Origin of the sequence: Marinagarivorans cellulosilyticus, from assembly GCF_021655555.1 — a bacterium.
GTDB classification, from domain to species: domain Bacteria; phylum Pseudomonadota; class Gammaproteobacteria; order Pseudomonadales; family Cellvibrionaceae; genus Marinagarivorans; species Marinagarivorans cellulosilyticus.
This window is the reverse complement of record NZ_AP023086.1, coordinates 3,636,049-3,653,560: the sequence shown is the minus strand read 5'-3', so window position 1 is coordinate 3,653,560 and position 17,512 is coordinate 3,636,049. Positions and strand designations below refer to the sequence as shown.

The 17,512-nt window shown below is 46.1% G+C and carries 12 protein-coding genes; 1 reads left to right on the top strand and 11 read right to left on the bottom strand.

Going from position 1 to position 17,512, the window contains the following annotated elements; genetic code table 11:
• Positions 1–11: 11 nt before the first annotated feature.
• The 9 genes from MARGE09_RS14735 to MARGE09_RS14695 form a co-directional block, all read right to left on the bottom strand.
• Entirely contained in the window at positions 12–1,886 is a 1,875-nt protein-coding gene (locus MARGE09_RS14735) for a carbohydrate-binding protein (protein WP_236983116.1), read from the bottom strand.
• 235 nt (positions 1,887–2,121) lie between these two features.
• Positions 2,122–3,123 (bottom strand): class 1 fructose-bisphosphatase, encoded by a 1,002-nt coding sequence (locus tag MARGE09_RS14730; protein ID WP_236983114.1) that lies wholly within the window; start codon positions 3,121–3,123, stop codon positions 2,122–2,124.
• Positions 3,124–3,206: 83 nt separating this feature from the next.
• Entirely contained in the window at positions 3,207–3,965 is a 759-nt protein-coding gene (gene tpiA, locus MARGE09_RS14725; RefSeq protein WP_236983111.1) for a triose-phosphate isomerase, read from the bottom strand.
• Between the two features lie 63 nt (positions 3,966–4,028).
• Positions 4,029–4,820: a gluconate 5-dehydrogenase gene (locus MARGE09_RS14720; RefSeq protein WP_236983110.1), complete on the bottom strand. Its 792-nt coding sequence runs from the start codon at positions 4,818–4,820 to the stop codon at positions 4,029–4,031.
• A 174-nt stretch (positions 4,821–4,994) separates the two neighbouring features.
• Positions 4,995–5,837 carry a 5-dehydro-4-deoxy-D-glucuronate isomerase gene (gene kduI, locus MARGE09_RS14715; protein WP_236983108.1) on the bottom strand — a complete coding sequence of 281 codons (843 nt, stop codon included), beginning with the start codon at positions 5,835–5,837 and terminating at the stop codon, positions 4,995–4,997.
• Positions 5,838–5,840: 3 nt separating this feature from the next.
• On the bottom strand, positions 5,841–8,345 hold the full coding sequence (locus MARGE09_RS14710; protein WP_255711649.1) for a DUF4861 family protein: 2,505 nt from the start codon (positions 8,343–8,345) through the stop codon (positions 5,841–5,843).
• Positions 8,346–8,437: 92 nt separating this feature from the next.
• Positions 8,438–11,167 (bottom strand): TonB-dependent receptor, encoded by a 2,730-nt coding sequence (locus MARGE09_RS14705; RefSeq protein WP_236983104.1) that lies wholly within the window; start codon positions 11,165–11,167, stop codon positions 8,438–8,440.
• A 130-nt stretch (positions 11,168–11,297) separates the two neighbouring features.
• Positions 11,298–12,704, bottom strand: coding sequence for a glycoside hydrolase family 28 protein (locus MARGE09_RS14700; RefSeq protein ID WP_236983102.1), 1,407 nt, complete (start codon positions 12,702–12,704; stop codon positions 11,298–11,300).
• A gap of 268 nt (positions 12,705–12,972) precedes the next feature.
• On the bottom strand, positions 12,973–13,788 hold the full coding sequence (locus MARGE09_RS14695) for a FadR/GntR family transcriptional regulator (RefSeq protein ID WP_236983100.1): 816 nt from the start codon (positions 13,786–13,788) through the stop codon (positions 12,973–12,975).
• Positions 13,789–14,077: 289 nt separating this feature from the next.
• On the opposite strand from MARGE09_RS14695, the gene MARGE09_RS14690 reads away from it, so the two are divergent.
• Positions 14,078–15,640, top strand: a complete 1,563-nt coding sequence (locus tag MARGE09_RS14690) for a UxaA family hydrolase (protein WP_236983099.1) — start codon at positions 14,078–14,080, stop codon at positions 15,638–15,640.
• Positions 15,641–15,719: 79 nt separating this feature from the next.
• On the opposite strand, the gene MARGE09_RS14685 is transcribed toward MARGE09_RS14690, so the two are convergent.
• Entirely contained in the window at positions 15,720–16,187 is a 468-nt protein-coding gene (locus MARGE09_RS14685; protein ID WP_236983098.1) for a Fur family transcriptional regulator, read from the bottom strand.
• A gap of 77 nt (positions 16,188–16,264) precedes the next feature.
• Positions 16,265–17,455, bottom strand: coding sequence for a DUF5610 domain-containing protein (locus MARGE09_RS14680; RefSeq protein WP_236983096.1), 1,191 nt, complete (start codon positions 17,453–17,455; stop codon positions 16,265–16,267).
• Positions 17,456–17,512 lie beyond the last annotated feature (57 nt).

Sequence of the window (17,512 nt, the reverse complement as noted above, 5' to 3'; positions counted from 1 at the left end):
AGTGCTCTTATTTATTGCACAAGAGCATTAATATATTCTTCAATATTAACCCAACCATTTTGATTAGAATCTACCATTGCATCAGCAGCATTTTGGGGGTTAAGGCCGCGTTCAATCTCCCACTCATCGGGCATGCCATCATTATCTGTGTCGAGCAAAGCCAAGCCACCTGCAATGTTACCGACAACATTTGCTAAACCTAAAACGCGCTCATCACTTATAGTGGCACCAGCGCTACCCCAAGATTGCAGCTCTGATATTAAAAATTGGTCCACCTCATCGCGTGCTTTAGACGCGCCGGCGTGCTCAATAACGTAATCTAAAGCCTCTGCGGCACTAAGCGCGCTAACCTGGGGGTAATCTGTACTGGGCGTTGTGTGCCAAGTAACACTGCCATAATCTCCCTGCCCTAGAAGGCGGCCATCTAGCTGGCCGTTTTTATCTGGATCGTACCAATTATCTTGCGCATATAAATGGTACACAGCACTAGGGCTTTTTAATGCCGCCCCACTTGTTTCTGGCCCAGAAATAAAATAATTACCAATCATCGCACCGTCGTAACGGGTACCAGAATTTGCTGCAGAATCGCCCAAAATATAACCGGCCACCCGCCAGTGATAAACAACATTATTCACAAACTGTAAAACACCACGGGCTTTGGGGTTTCTTGTGTGATTATCGATATACAAAGAGCGAATAATCGAAGCGCCGCCATTGGCTACCATTAAGCCGCCTGTCGAATGTGTTTGCAGGCCCTGAGCGATTATCGAATCTTGCAGGGTAATGTTAGAAATGACTTTTCCAGAATCTGGATTAACATCAAAATTGCCATCCCTTCCCCAACTTAAAGAGACGTGATCAAAAATTATATTATTGCCATGGGCAATGGATACTGTGTCTTTCCCGCTAGAGCCGACCTTCCCCATGCGAAAGCGGATATAGCGCACAATGGTATTTGATGCGCCCGAAAAAGATGTCCCGTTACCATAAATGCTAATGCCATCACCCGGCGCCGTTTGCCCAGCAATGGTTTGGTTGTGTTTAAAAACTAAGCGTTCTTTAATGTTGATCACGCCACCCACATCAAAAACCACAATACGATTGGGTTGGCTAATGGCATCTCTCAACGAGCCTGGCCCACTATCATTTAAGTTGGTTACGTGAACCACTTCGCCACCCCTGCCGCCAACGGCAAAGCGGCCAAAACCTTGTGCGCCAGGAAATGCTAACGTTTCTCCATCGGGGCTTGCTGGTGGGGCTTCCGCACAATCAACCCCAGTTACGCCAATAGCCTTCACCGTAATTGAATCGATATTGGCTAGGCCAGCTGCTGTATTGGCCAGTAAGGTAATATCGTTAACGCCTTGCTGCAGCTGAATATTACGCGTTTCTAATAGCCAATCATTCCAACCAGCGGTTGCAGGAAAGTTGAGCGCATATTGGCCATCAACCCCGCTATTAATGCTCAGCAAAGCCGAACGTGCCGCGTCACCACCATTAGCGTAACGAATGCTTAAAGTCGCAACGCCAGAATGTTCAACATCTAGCCGCCAAGATAAGCCATAACCGATTGCATTTTGAGTATTGGCATAACCAGCACCTAAATAACCGTCATGCTCGGTTTCTATTGCTGCGCTGAGCGTATTGCAAAACCCAACATCGCCCTCTTCGAAAACGCTAGCAGTGCTCTGACTACTCGATGAATATACACTGGGCTGGCTGCTGGAATCTGTGCTTGAGGTAGCAAAAGCACTGCTGCTCGATAAAGATATTGCGGCAAGCGACGAATGGCTACTTATTGTCGATGGCACTTCATCTTGGCGAGCGACGCCGCCATCGCAAGCTAATAAATTAAGTAGCATTAAAACTAGAAGCAAAGACAACATTGCACGCATTAGACATACTCATTTTTATTTTTTGAACTGAACCCATCGAGTCTATTTTATTGCCCGATTTTTGGCTCTAGAGTAATTTGAATCGCAGCGTTATTTTAATAATTTTTAGATAAATAGTAAAAATATAAGTAAATTGACGCATTCACAGAACCGCAAAATGCGCTTTAGTGACGCAGCACACATTATTTTTTTCAACACTGGAAGCATTTAGCTTCTAAGAAAAATGTTAACTGGGCATAATATAAGAAAGGTAGCGCTCAACTTCGCTGATGGAACCTAGGATAACATCCAAGCGCTGATGCAAAGATGCCGGGGCAATCTCTAAAATAGGTATGCTTTGTGAATACGCCAAACCGCCAGCGCCCTCAATTAGCATTGCCATTGGCGCCGCTTCGTAAAGCAGCCGCAGCTTAGCTTTACGATGACTATTGTGATTTAACGGGTATAAAAAAATACCGCCGCGCAGCAATATACGATGCACATCACCCACCATCGCGCCGCTCCAACGCATATTAAATGGCTCGCCCCGCCCCCGCAGTACATCGCCAATATAACGCTTGACGCCCTCGTCCCAACCGGCTTGGTGAGCCATATTAATAGCGAATTCTGACGTCTTTATTGGCAAGGTCAGCACTTCGTCAACCAATACATAATCACTTTGGGCATCTAATGGTGTGGGTGTTTTGGCAGCATCTTTTGAGTGTTTATTTAACAATGTAAAACTGCGCGTTGGCCCACCACAACATAAAACCAGCTGTGTTGAGGGACCATAAAGCACATAACCGGCACACACTTGCTGCGAACCCGGCCTTAAAAACTGCTGTTCACTATGGTGATCAAATTCTGGAAGCCGATTGTAAACGGTAAAAATTGTGCCGATTTGGCCGTTCACATCGATATTAGAAGAGCCATCAAGCGGATCAAAAGCTACTACATAGGAGCCATTAGCGTAGCACGGCACCACGCCAGCCTCCTCCTCTGACACTAACGCGGCTACAGCAGGAAGGCCTTGTAGCGCAGCTTTAATTAAATCGTTGGCGACGACATCCAGCGTTTGTTGAGTTTCGCCCTGAATGTTTTGTTTCTGTGCGCTTCCTAAAATACCGCCTAGCGCCCCCAAGGCAATACGCGCAGACAAGTGCTGCGTTGCCTGCGTTAAAGTCAGCAATATAGAGCTCAAGGCTTTGCAAGCGCCATCTTCAGCTAATACATCTATGAGCGTTTTCATTCTTGAGCCTCATCATTACTGGGTTTAATACATCAAATATTATATTGTCGGGCATTCACAAGAAGGCACCCAATAAGGCTATTTTATTCTTTAACTGCGCAAGCCTGCTGGCAAATGGCTAAAAAGTGCTCTGTATCTAAACTGGCACCACCGACAAGCAAGCCGTCGATGTCCTTTTGTTGTAACAATTGCGCAGTATTTCCTTTATTAACACTGCCGCCATAAACAATGCGAATACGTTCGGCATCTGCAATGCCGAATAAGCTGGTTAACTCATTGCGAATAATTTCGTGGACGTGTTGCGCGCGCTCTGGCGAAGCCGATAAACCCGTACCAATCGCCCACACTGGCTCGTAAGCGATGCAAAGGTCGCGGCCTTTTAGTGCGATATTGGCCAAACCTTGTGTTAATTGAGATGATAAAACAGCGGATGTTTTACCGGCGTCCTTTTCGGCCTGGCTTTCGCCGATACACAGCACCGGCAACAAATTGTGATTAAGCGCTGTGGCCACTTTAATACAGCAGCCCTCGTTGCTCTCGTTAAACATTGCTCGGCGCTCTGAGTGCCCTATTAAACACAAAGAGCAACCCGCTTCTTTTAGCATTTGGGCTGAGGTTTCCCCTGTGTAAGCCCCGGATTCAAATCGGCTGACGTTTTGACTACCGATTAGCAGCTCAGAAAATTTTAAAAACGCCATCATGTCTCGCATATAGATATACGGCGGACATATAGCGATAGTGCCGTCAAATTGTTTACCAATAAACGAAGCAAGTGACATACAAATTAGGTCTAACCCGCCATTAAGCTTCCAATTAGCTATAACAATTGGTTTTCTATTCACAATCGCCTCACAAAATACCAAACGTACAATATCAGTATAGTGAAACATTGGGTTGCGGCGAAACTACTCGCCCTGAGGGCGGCCAATCGTGGCTAAAATACCACCATCAACATAAACAATTTGGCCTGTAATAAAGTTACTCGCCTGGCTAGCCAAGAAGATGGCAGCACCTTGTAAATCGTTAGGATCGCCCCACTTGCCTGCGGGTGTACGCTGTTTTATAAATTCGTTTAAGGGGTTACCATCGACGCGAATAGGCGCTGTTTGGCTAGTTGCAAAATAACCCGGCCCAATACCGTTGACCTGCACATTAAAGCGCGCCCACTCGGTTGCCATGTTGCGCGTTAGCATTTTAAGGCCGCCCTTCGCTGCAGCATAAGCGCCTACAGAATCGCGGCCCAGTTCACTCATCATCGAGCAAATATTAATAACCTTTCCACCGTCGCGCTTAATCATATTTTTGACAACCGCTTTAGTCATTACAAAAACGCCAGTCAGGTCGGTTTTTATCACTTTATCCCACTCTTCAAGTGGCATATCCAATAACGGAACACGGCGAATAATCCCTGCGTTGTTAACAAGAATATCAATGGGGCCAACGTCTTTTTCTATTTGCGCAACGGCGGCTTCAGCCTGACGCTCATCAGCAACATCAAACTTATAACCATAGGCTGTATAACCTTCTGCTTTGTATTGCGCCAAGGCATCATCTATTTTTTCTTGCGATGAAACACCATTAATAACAAGCGTAGCCCCTGCGCTGGCCAAACCTTTAGCCATTGCCATGCCTAAACCATGGGTTGCGCCAGTAACCAACGCAACTTTACCGGTAAGGTCAAAAAGTGGATGACTCATATGATTACCTTTGTTTGTAGAGTGTATATATATTGAGTAGATAAAAAACGTCAATGCCATGTTGGATATAGGCATCGCTGAACACTATTTGGGGAATGTAATAAAATAAAGCCCGAGAAAAATTCGGGCTTTATTTGTATGTGATTTAATGCAGCGCTAAGGGCTAGCGCTGCATTATTTCAGCGTTGAAGGCTGATGAAAATCCATATCGTTATAATCTAGGTTTTCACCAGCCATACCCCAAATAAAGGTATAGCTGGCGGTGCCAACACCAGAGTGCATAGACCAAGGCGGTGATACAACAGCTTGCTCATTATTTACCCATAGGTGGCGGGTCTCGTTAGCTGGGCCCATAAAATGGCATACAGCGCTATCTTGCGGAAGATCAAAGTAAAAATAAGCTTCCATACGACGGCTATGGGTATGCATTGGCATTGTATTCCAAACACTACCAGCTTTGAATTCTGTCATCCCCATTTGCAATTGACAGGTTTCGACCACACCGCCAACAATCAGCTGGTTAATTCTGCGTTCATTACAGGTTTCTGCCGAACCCAACTCTAGAACATTGGCATCAGCCATACCGACTTTTTTATGCGGGTACGCGTGATGTGCTGGTGCGGAATTCATATACAGCTTTGCAGGATTTTCCCCATCAACACTTTCGAAGGTAACACTTTTGGCACCACGGCCAATATAAATGGCTTCGCGAGTAGCCAGCGCGTATTCTTCACCATCAATGTTAACAGTCGCACTGCCGCCAATATTAATTACGCCAAGCTCGCGGCGATCTAAAAAGTGCTCGGCTTTTTGCTGATCAACCGCGCCCAACACTAGCGGTTTGTCGATGGGCATAGCACCACCAACCATCACGCGCTCGTAGTGGGTGTAAACGAAGTTAATTTCGTTCGGCGTAAAGATTTTTTCTATTAGAAAATGTTTGCGCAGTGTGTCGGTATCGTAATGTTTGTAATCATCAACATGGACGGCGTAGCGCTCGTCAGTTACGTGTGTCATTGTTTAATCCTGTTGTAATAATTTGGCGATTTCGATTCCTGTAATCATAAAGGGCACTGTGCCTTTAGGGTCGTCTTGGAAAACACGCTCGCTCATGTAGTATTTGTAACTGCCATCGCGGCCAAACCCTAAGCCTGCAACCAAGCATTGGTTCGTCATGCTAATTGTTCCGTCGGCGTTAACGTTAACAAATTCGCTAATCAAGCCGTTATACGCTTTGATTGCCTCTGCCTTGTAACCTTGAGATAAGTAGTTTTTGTTTACAGCTTTGGCTAAAAAATAGGTGAACATAGCACTTGCCGAGGACTCTCGGTAATTACCGGGCTTGTTTGGCATATCGGCAATTTGCCACCACGTGTGCGTGGCTTTGTCTTGTGCATCTATTAGCGCTTTAGCCAAATCTTGAGTAATACGAATTAATGGCGCGCGCAATTCGGGTTTAGATTCCGGAATAATATCGAGCACATCAACCAACGCCATAGCAAACCAACCCATGCCACGGGACCAAAAGTGTGGCGATAAGCCTGTTTCGGGACTGGCCCAAACCTGTGCTTTTTTCTCATCCCACGCGTGGTAGTAAAGCCCTGTTTTGGGATCGCGTAGATATTTTTCGGTAAGGACAAACTCTTTTACAACTTCTTCAAGCGCATGGCCACCTTCAAAAAGCATGGAATACTCGGCTAAAAACGGCATTCCCATATACACACCATCTAACCACAGCTGCGAGGTGTATTTCTTTTTGTGCCAAAACGCCCCTTCAGTAGTCCTTGGGTGTTGCTCAAGCTGCTTGCGAAGTAAATCGGCAGCCTTGCGATACTTTTCTTCACCCGTTAATTTATAAAGGGATAGAACCGTTCGACCGGGGGCCACTGCATCAATATTGTAACTGTCGAATGTATAACGCTGAATTTCACCCGCATCATTGATAAAACTGCCGGTAATATGATGAAGAATATCGTCATATTCAGGTTTATCGAGCGCTTTACCTAACTCATGATACGACCATGGCAGCATACCAATAATGTCGTATTCAAACTTAGGTTTGCGCCGGCGATTAACATCCCAACCATCTACGTGATAGCTCATGGTTTTGCGCTTTAATTCTGATTCCGCTAAGCGGTAACTCCAATCAAGTGCTTTTTCAGACGTTAACGCACCAGATTTATCCTTTTGGGATAAAGACGTTTTTAACGATACCCTATTAGCCTGCGTTAATTTTTCTACCTCACGCTCTAAGTAGACAATAAAGTCTTCGCGGTTATTAATGCCCTTGCCGTGTTCGCCTTCCCAGGCGGCAAGAAAGTAATAATTGAGCTCATTGCCAGCGGTGTCCATTTTTATCGCATAGGAATTCTCATCGCTGAGTACATCACGGAAGTCACGTTTGCTAAATATAACAGCCATGCCCAAGTGGTCGCCATTTAAGCTTTGCTGACCCCAGCTAGCAACATAACTATAACTATCGCCCGCCACATCCCGAGAGCCTTCAATAAACTCCGTATTTTTATGCTTAACAAAGCCTATGGCTAAATTGGGAAGTGATTCGGATAGAGTCAGTGAATTGTGCACAAGCCGGCTACCGGCACGCATTGTTAGGTGTGCATTAACATCAAGCGTTTGCCCGTTAATATTCCAGTTTTTATAGTCGATTTTTACGCCCGAAAAAATTGGCCCGTTATTGGTGACGGTTGCGGTATGCGAAGCCACGTCATTAACACCAACAATTTTATTGCCGTCGTAAAATCCAAAACCGCCTACACCTAAAGAACTACCCACCTTAAGAATATCCATTCCCCAAGGTTGCATCTCGTGATAACTCGAATAACCGACTTGGCCGATTTTTTGTAGTACAGGGTCTGGTGAGATTTTGCCGAAAATGTCAAATCCGTTGCGGCCATCAAGGTAGACTCTATAAGCTACTTTGTCAGACTCAATGCCAGGACCTTCGTAACGAATCCAATTTGAATGATCCGTATACTGTTTTGGCGGTGTGAGTGATTGGACATTCTGAAATTCGCCACCCACATACTCCTGAAAACCTTCTGTACGTGTATGCGGCACCCACTCCCCCCCAACTTTGTGTGATATTTCAGCTTGGGTCAGTTTTTTTGAATTAGGGGCTTGTTTTACCTTTTGAATGGACAGATCTACTTGCTCATACGCTTTGAGATCGAGCGCTATTGCAATGCCATCAAGTATGCCATCAGCATCAACATCGATGGCTTGAGTAGGTTGCGCCACACCATTGCGTAAGGCTACTAGTAGAGTCGTACCAGACACGCCTAATTCATTGTAACTAAAATACAACGGACTCTTTTCACGCATAAAATCAGAAGGGTTCCCTACTGAAATATTTGCAACAAACGTGGAAGGTGCTTCAATAGCCGAAGCTGAGTTATTACTTTGTTTGCTTGTAGCACATGCACATAAAGAAAGTGCAATCGACGCGACAAGCCATTTTTTTGTTGCCCGTAAAAGACAATATTTTTTAATGGGTGGGTAAATCATTTATTGAGTCTCAGCGATTACTGATATTCAGGTACAAGGGCAATAACAAAATAAAATTCAGGCGCCCATTTTGAACGCCTGAATAATATTACTTACAATTTATACTGTAAGCCTAAGGAGAAGTATGTGCCTGTTTCATGATAATAAGACAAACGGTGGTCGGCATTATCTACCCACTGATCATCCCCTTCATTGGTCAAATTATTAATATCAAAAGACAATTTGAAATTATCATTAATCTGGTAAGAAGAAGAAAAATCTAGATTGGTTGTACCATATGTACCATGCTGGACATTGCCATTACGACCACGCGCATCAGTGAGGTAATCAGAACGATCAACCCATGCTAAACGTGCACTATACGTATCATTTTCGAAATAAAATGTCGCCGATTGAGTAACATCAGATAAGTTTGTCAAGTCTGCAACAACGTCAATTTCGCCTTTATCATTTAAATAAGCTAACTGAGTTTTAACGTACGTATAGTTTGCGATATAACCAAAGTATTGACCTACATCGCCAAAGGCACTGAAGTCACCTTGTACCTGAAATTCGAAACCGTGTAGGTCGCCACCTGGGCCATTTAAAGGTACAGAGCGGTCAAATAATGCATTTACGTTACAGTTATCGGGTGATTGCGCAGCTGCAGTGCATTGCTCATCAACTTCTGACGCTGGAATACCAAGTTCAGCAGGTGTTTTTTGATCGCGTAAGCGCTGTACGTGGCTCTCGATATTCTTTTTGAACGCTGTAAGTGACAACATCGAGGTATCGGACATGTAAAGTTCAACACCAAAATCAAAGCTGGTAGCTTTCGTAGGCTCCAGCAACGGGTTACCTCCGGTAATAGTATAAGAACTACCATTAACACTTACACCTTGATCAGCCCTTAAAGAGCTAAGCCCAGCACGCGTAATACCCTCTGAAGCACTAAAGCGAAGAATTACGTTTTCCATCGCCTCTAAACTTAAATTCAACGATGGCAAAATATCATCGTATGAATGCTCGAATACAGTTTGCTCGTTGTTGCCATCGCCATCCACATCAAACCAACCCGTTGAAGACTGGTCGGTATCGAAATACTGTAAACCTAAATTACCAAAAAATGGCATATCGCCAAATTCTGTATTGAAGTCCATTTGGGCAAATAGCGATATAGTATCTTCGCCAATCGCATAAGTGTCACGTTCACGAGGGATAAGTTCAAATGCGCCCTGCCCCGAAAGCATGCCTGCAGCGATGAAAGGCGCTCGATCAGGGACTAACCATGCCTTGTTTTCACCAAGACCTGAATCATAAAAAAATGTATTACCAGTTATACTTAACCCGTTAGCACCTTCACTACCGTAACGCGATTGATAAGTATCAAAATCAAAAGATTTACCGGTCAAACCACCTTTAAAGGTAATCGAATCATTAAGATCAAACGCCAAGTCAAAGCTAGCATTTGTGTACTCGTTGTTCGTACCTTGTGGCCGTTGGCGAATACCAGTGAGTTCATAATTAGATTCTTGATAGGCGCCATCACCCCACGTTAATAGAGTATCGGCGCTGTCGCCACGATAATCCCAAGTCATACCCACGCCATTTGCGCGAGCAATTAAGGTATTTTGAATAGGGTTTTCAAATTCAGATTTAGAGGTACCTAACAATGCATTCAAACGAAATCGATCACTGAACTCATGAGAACCACTTAATAAAAATTGTGTAAAAGTGGTAGACAGCTCGTCGAAGCGATTCTCTACTTGGGCATCCGCGTTACTGATGTTGCCATAAACTAACGAGTTACCTTGAATTTCATAATCTGTGTAGTTGTAACCTGCATAAGCGCTGCTTGAATTACCCACACCTTGCATAAATATTTCATTACGTGTCGAGTCATGCCTAGCAAAAAGCACATCTAAAACAAGGTCTGTAACATCCGTTGGCTGCCATTGTAATGTAGTGGCTAGGCCTGTGCGCTCGATTGTATGGGTATAGGAATCATAGCGTGGAATACGAGGGTGGTATGCGTTATTGATAGCCGTCAAGCTAGCTGCATCCTCGGGTGATATATCCGGGTCATCTAGCGCCTGACCTCGATAACTACCTGCATTATAGGTATTTTCCCAGCGTACAGTGGAGTTACCTTCGTCTAGAATCTCACGATCGGCATAAGACACAGAAAACAATGCGCCAAAGGTATCACTAAACTGCTTGCTAAATAAAACAGCTAATTTTGGGTCTACCGATTCAGCCTGCTCGTTATAGCCAATATTGCCATTAACCGACAAGGTCATATCGTCCATATCCATAGGGCGAGCCGTTTCAAAATCGACAGTTGCACCTAAGGACCCCTCACCTTGCTCAGCAGAATTGGTTTTTCTAACTAATGTATTGCTAATGAGATCTGATGAGAAGGTGTTGAAATCAAAACCGCGACCACGATTATTACCACCGATAGCATCAGTACCGCCGGTAGATGACATAGCGTCCATGCCATTAATACGCACACGCGTAAAACCCGGCCCTAAACCACGCACTGTAATTTGACGACCTTCACCGCCCGCGCGGCTAATTGCCACACCAGGGATGCGTTGCAGTGACTCAGCCAAGTTATTATCAGGAAACTCAGCAATATCTTCGGCAAAAATTGCATCCACAACGCCTGTCGCATTACGCTTGGCATTCATGGAGTTTACAAGAGAACCACGAAAACCGGTGACAACAACCTCTTCAACGACTTTTGCATCGTCACTCTCCGACTGAACATTTTCTGCTGCCCAGGCTTGGTTGGTTAAAACCACAGCCAGGAAAATGGGTTTAATCTTGATAGCGTTCATTGTGATAATTCCCCAAACTTAATCATTATTTTTTATTTTAGCCATATGCTTGGCCGTAGGCGCATGGTCACACCTTTTGGACTACCATTCAAGACATTTTGGACTTACCAATAATAATTTTGGTTGCCAATTATCTGGATAATAATGTCCCGTTGATTGAGACGCCATCAAAAGAGACTTCGTCCGCAAATTCCAGAACACCCAAGCTTTCGGCCTGCACAAAATGCACATCACGCAACACCATTCGACCAATGGGTATTTCCGGAAAACCTCTGAGAATAAAAGCATTTTTAGCGTTATCACAGGTGATATCCGTTAGATAAATATCGCGCACGGTTGGCGGGTGGTTGCCAGCATTGCCTTCCTCGTAATGGAAGTTAACCACTACAGCATCACGAACGCGGCCAATATCCACATGGCGAACATAAAGTTTCTCGATTAAACCTCCGCGTACTGAATTTGTTTTAATTCGAATGCCGCGATCAAGGTCGGGGCTATCCATATGGCAATGTTCAACAAAGATATTTCGCGCGCCACCGGATATTTCACTACCAATAACAACGCCCCCATGGCCGGCACTCATGCTGCAATGGCGAATTAAGATATCCTCAGATGGAATGCCAATATCGCGGCCATCTCGGTTGCGGCCAGACTTTATGGCAATGCAATCGTCTCCAGTGTTAAAGGCACAATTTTCAATAAGTACGTAACGGCACGATTCGGGGTTGCAGCCATCCGAATTGGGCCCAAGGCTTTCTAACGTAACGTTGCGCACAATAACGTGCTGCGATAACACTGGGTGGATCAACCAAAAAGGCGCGCGGCGCACAGTGATATCTTCGACCTTTACCTGGCTGCATTCGTAAAACTGTATAAAAGAAGGCCTTAAATAGTGCCCCTCAGCATAATGCCGATCTGCAATGTCGACGCCATTTGCCACATCCTGCATCAGCTGCTTACGCGCTGCCTGCTGTGCACCAAAGCCCTCGCGCTGCCAGCCCTTTTCGCCTTTCCAAGGCCACCAGTGCTCACGATCTGCCCCGCCATCCAAAATTCCGCTGCCGGTTACCGCAACATTCGTTTGGCGATAGGCGTAGATCAACGGCGAATACCCCATTAAAGCCATGCCTTCCCAGCGCGTTTTTACGGCGGGCAAGTAACGCTTAGGGTCGGTATAAAAAGAAATAGTTGCGCCATCACTTAAGTGCAGATTGACGTTGGATTGAAGGTGAATGGGGCCGGAGTAAAAGCGCCCACTTGGGATAAGTACTCGACCGCCCCCTGATTTATAGCAGGCATCAACTGCGCTTGCGATGGCTTGCGATGCATCACCGCCTTCGACGGCGCCAAAATCAGTAATATTAAAATCTTGCGCTGCAAACGCTGGCTCTTTGAGTTTGGCGACCCAGCTAGCGCAATAGTCCCACGCACGGGACTCGCTTGAGCTTAACTGGGGCTTAGACGGTGCGCTTGCGCAGGCTTGCACACCCAAGCCTGCGGCGATAATAAATGTTCGACGTTTAATGGGGGGGAGCACGAGCATTCCTACCTACTATTGTTATTGCGGGCAATTACACTAGCAAATTGGACTGACCAATACAAAAAAATAATTAAGTATTGGTAATTCCGTCCCACACTAAGCAAGAAGCTGAGTGAAAGCCCGCCACTGAAGACTTAAGAAAGCATAGACGAGGTAAATAGAAGTGGCCGACGGGGAGTCGGCCACGAACGTAAATCACAAAATGGGGGTTAAAGCTGAGGAGGTACGCTAAAGTTGCGCGTCAATTTAAAGCAAGGGCAGCTAGCTAGCGAACCATGGCAAAGCGCTCGCGCTCGCGGCTAACACTTTTTTTGGCTTCTTCTATGGCCTGCGCTTCAGTGGACTCAAGCAATTGGTCGGCGACACGTGAAAGGTGCTCCTTCATCGCAGCGCGAGCGGCTTCGGGGTCCCGCGCTACCAAGGCATCTAAAATAGCCCTGTGCTCTTCTATGCGCGGGCGCGAGCCAGCTTGGCGAACCTTATCTAGAATCGAAGCAGAGACATTCGATTGATTGCGCATTGACCACAGATGCTTACAAACTGAAATCATCGCTTCGTTATGGGTCGCCTTCGCAATGATGTTGTGGAAAATCTCATCAGCGTTTTCAGACACCTCATCTTGTGCGTTTTCGACTTCCATCGAGTGCAGTGCGACCTTTAAATCCTCCAACTCTTCATCCGTAATGGCTTTTGCAGCAACGGCAGCAATTTCGCTTTCAAAAACTAAACGCGCCTCTAAGATTTCAAACGCGCCGACATCAAGCACAGCGCCAGCTAATGCCTCAGAGCTTCCAGAAGATGTTACGTAAACACCCGAGCCACTTTTTACTTCAACACATCCAACAAGCTCCAGCGCAATAATGGCCTCGCGTATTGTAGGCCTGCTGACATTAAAACGTTCGGCTAACTTTCGTTCGGCGGGCAACCTTGTACCCACAGGGTACTCACCTTGCGATATACGCTCTGCCAGCTCATGCGCGACTTTTTGATACAGTCGCCCCGAGGCCACATCCTCTAATGCAGATTGCACTGCGCCACCACCCGTGACGCCGTGATCGCCATCTTTACTTATGTAATTCATTACCCGCTACACCTTAAATCTATATTGTTCACATCCAACCTCGCCAACCTAGAAGCGAGACTCTGTGAGGCGCTTTAGTTAGGCTCCATTCTACCGTTTTTGCTAATTGGAGCTAGCTGTAAAAGCACACAATATGTGCTCAAAGATCACATAAAGCCACAACAATCCCAAAAGGACAAGCCAATAGAAGCATTAAATATTACCAAAGTTAAAATTGCGGCCTTACCAATATGATGATAAATTGAAACTGTCTAGAAAATACAAGAATAAGTAGAGCCTTTAAAAAAACATGAGCAAAGACACGAGCGACCTAAGCCCGAGTACGCAGCAAAGCTTGCTGCAACTCCACAGCCATGACAACGTTGCCGTTGCCCTACGGCCCCTTAGCGCCGGTACAATAGTTAAGCTAGCTAATCAAACCATTACATTACAGTCAGACGTTAGCGTGATGCACAAGGTTGCTATTAAGAATATCTCAGCAGACCAGCCTGTCATTAAGTATGGCCAACCTATTGGCATTGCAATCCAGCCCGTTGCGGTTGGCGAAGACGTTCACAATCACAACTGTGAAATGGCCAACCAAACGAAGGACTTTAACTTTTGCAGCAACATCAGCATGCCTAAAATGGTTGCAGAAGCCGAGCAGGCCCAGTTTATGGGGTATCACCGCGAAGGTGGCCGCATTGGAACACGCAACTTTGTTGGCATTATCACAACCGTTAATTGCTCCGCTACCGTTGCCAGCCATATTGCAGCTTCATTGAATACACCAGAAGTCCTTAAAGATTATCCCAATGTTGATGGTGTCGTCGCCCTAACTCACGAAGGTGGCTGCGGCATGAAATCCAGCGGTGAAGGTTATGAACTACTGGAGCGCGTGCTAACAGGTTACGCAAAACATCCAAATTTTGGTGGCGTTTTGATTATTGGCTTAGGCTGCGAAACAATGCAGATCCAACGTTTAATCAATGAAAACGCACTGCACGAAAGCCCCCGTTGCCAAGCGCTGAACATCCAAGATGCCGGCGGCACCCGCCAGAGCATAAGTAAAGGTATTGACGCTGTAAAATCACTGCTGGCTAAGGCCAACTTAGATACGCGCACTGCTGCCCCGGCCAGCCATTTAACGGTTGCCCTGCAGTGTGGTGGGTCTGATGCGTTTTCTGGTGTTACGGCTAACCCGGCTCTAGGCGTGGCGGCAGACTTGCTGGTCAGCCACGGCGGCACGGTAATCTACTCCGAAACGCCCGAAATATATGGCGCAGAGCATTTGTTAACGCAGCGCTCTATCAACCCAGCGGTAGCAAACGCGGTATTAGATAGAATCAAATGGTGGGAAAATTACACCGAAATAAACGGATTTGAGCTAAACAACAATCCATCGCCCGGCAACAAACTGGGCGGCCTAACAACCATTGCCGAAAAATCGCTTGGTGCGCAATCTAAAAGTGGCACCAGCGCCTTGCAGGCGGTATACCTTTATGCCGAACCTGCCACAGCCAAAGGCCTAGTGTTTATGGATAGTCCTGGCTTTGACCCGGTTTCAGTGACTGGACAAGTAGCCTCAGGCGCCAATGTTATATGCTTTACCACTGGGCGAGGGTCCGCCTTTGGCTTTAAGCCTGTGCCTTGCATCAAGCTAGGCAGCAATAACGCACTTTACGAGCAGATGGGCGAAGATATTGATGTTAACTGCGGTGAGATTATTAGCGGTAAAGAAACCGTGACCGAGTGCGGGCAACGCATTTTTCAAGAGATTCTAGATGTGGCCTCTGGCAAGGCGCCTAAAAGTGAAAGTTTTGGTTACGGCTTAAACGAATTTAACCCTTGGCGCATTGGTGCAACTGTTTAGCTTCAAAGCTGTGTAACCTAAAAGCTGTAAAGCTAAAATACGATTAACGAAAACTCAAATAGGCGAGCATTATGCTCGCCTAAGATGCCGTCTTCAGGCACGCCTGACACACGCAGTCTAGCTCCAACTGCGAGTTCATCAGCTGATAGCCCGCGCCTTTCACCTGCTCATCAAGCTCATCAACAATACTTTTTTGTATGGCAATTTCTTTTACTGACTGGCATTTATTACAAATCAGAAACTGAGGAACCTCGTGGGAATGTGAGCAAGCAATATGGGAGCAGGCAATATATTTGTTGGCCGAAGCCAGCTTGTGAACCAGCTGCCCTGCTTCCAAAAAATCGAGTATTCGATAAACCGACATTGCAGGCATGGCGTTTTCCGCATTGCGGTTATAGGCATCGGCAACTTCATAAGCCGACAAAGGCACTGCCGACGTCACCAGCAGTGTCAGTATTCGCTGACGCTTTTCTGTTAAGCGCCCGCCCGTGGCCGCACAGATCTCAGAGGCTTTGCCAATAATCCGCGTCAGTTCGCTATCCTTCATTAATCATCTCTATTCAAATCTTAATCACACCGCCTATATTACAGTGTTCATGAGCATTTGTAGCGATCCCTTTCCCTTTATGGCGCCAAGCGAGCGACAAAATCGGCAATACTTGCTTGCCCCAATCCTCGAGCCTTACTGATATTATCTGCAAGCTCCGTTACTAAGCTTAATTGCTGCCCCATTTCTTCAGCCAATATGTTGGCTTTTTCTAGCTCTTGTAAAAAATTACCTAAATGCACAAGGTTTTTGCTGGGCTCGGCACGCGCATCGGCAGAACCGCCGGTATCAGCACCGTATGTACTTTGTACCTGTGAAAAACTTGTTTGTGTTAGCTTAAGTGAAAAGCTTTGGATTTCTTCGCTATCAAACCCCATGCTTACTGCTTGCTCAAACGCTTGCTCAACATTGCCACCAAAAAAGCTTTCACTCACAGAGTTAACCTGGTTAAGCAAGTCATTAATTGCTTTTAATTCATCACTATCGAGCTCGCCTTCAACCCGAAACTCAAATTGATTTTGCTGCGCAACCTGGCCTGAGGCACCCTTGCCATTGGCGTGAAGCTCAGCTGCTTTTAATGAATCGACTAAAATCTCAATTTTATCGCCATCCGCGGTCTCTAACTCAAAGCGAAAGCTATTTTGACTAGCCGCGAAAGCATCAAACGCACCTAAAGACGGAGCCTGCGTATTCAGCACTTGTGTTTCTGGCTCGCCTGCGGCCTGCGAATGCTCAGAAAGCTGTGCATCTAAATTACTTTGAGCCTGTACTATCGCGCTTGGGTCTAGCCCTAGCTGTTCGGCTGTTTCCGCTAAGCCAGCAAGTACTTGGGTCTTGGTAGACAAGACATCACCGCGGATATCACCAGTAAACTCCGATAGCGCCGAGAGTTGCTCAAACGCCTCATCAAAGCCGCTCAAAAAGCCACTTAGGCCTGCCTCAAGGCGTGATTGCAGCTCTTCTTGGGTTGCTCCGTCAGCAACATCCACTGCAAGCTGGCCATTAATGGCATTAAGAATGTTATTGGCGAACGGGTTATTTGCAGGCTTATCAATTAGCGTCGGCTGTACGCCATTAGTTGCATTAACGCGCGCAACCTCAATCGAGGCCTGACTTAATGAAACCCGTACGGAAGGTTGGTGAGTACCGTCACTTTGGGCTGACTTCGCGGTATTGGCGGGATCGCCGCCGCCGTCTTTGCCGGCTGCGGAAACGTTGATGCCAAGCTGGCGAGACACCAAAGATTGATTGTGCGGAATAATGTTCATGACAGCCTCCTAAAACAAGTGATGTCTAGTTAACGGCTGCCACTGAATAATTTTTAA